This window comes from Streptomyces sp. P17 (assembly GCF_032436805.1).
In the GTDB taxonomy this organism is placed as follows: Bacteria; Actinomycetota; Actinomycetes; order Streptomycetales; family Streptomycetaceae; genus Streptomyces.
In genome coordinates this window covers 1-330 of record NZ_JAVRBF010000509.1, presented here as the reverse complement: position 1 = coordinate 330, position 330 = coordinate 1, and the positions used below count along the sequence as shown (strand labels likewise).

At 39.4% G+C, this 330-nt stretch carries 1 protein-coding gene; it reads right to left on the bottom strand.

The annotated features are described in order from the left end of the window. Positions 1 to 7: 7 nt before the first annotated feature. The coding region (locus RMT89_RS41905) for a hypothetical protein (protein ID WP_315889002.1) at positions 8 to 330 on the bottom strand (323 nt) is incomplete at its 5' end.

Below are 330 nucleotides of genomic sequence, written 5' to 3'. Positions count from 1 at the left end.
AGTCGCCCTAGTTCATTGCATTGATGATTACAATTTCTCGTTCAAGGTTTTCTTTCTCATAGTCTGTTGCCGTAGCGAATTGTGCTTTACGAGCGGCTAATGCTTCGGCTTTTTCTTCTTTAGTATTAAAGCGTAAGCCTTTTACGTTGATAGCAGCAATATTGGTGTTACGGCCATCTTTGCTACTTGGTACATCAATTTTATGACTATTGATCAAGCTTTTTATGATATCGCGCGTTTGTGGATCGATATCTAGACCTTTTAACTTCCAGCGATCCATGGATTTACCGGTATAAACGCCATCTTTTTCTTCTGTTAGGTAGCGAATAG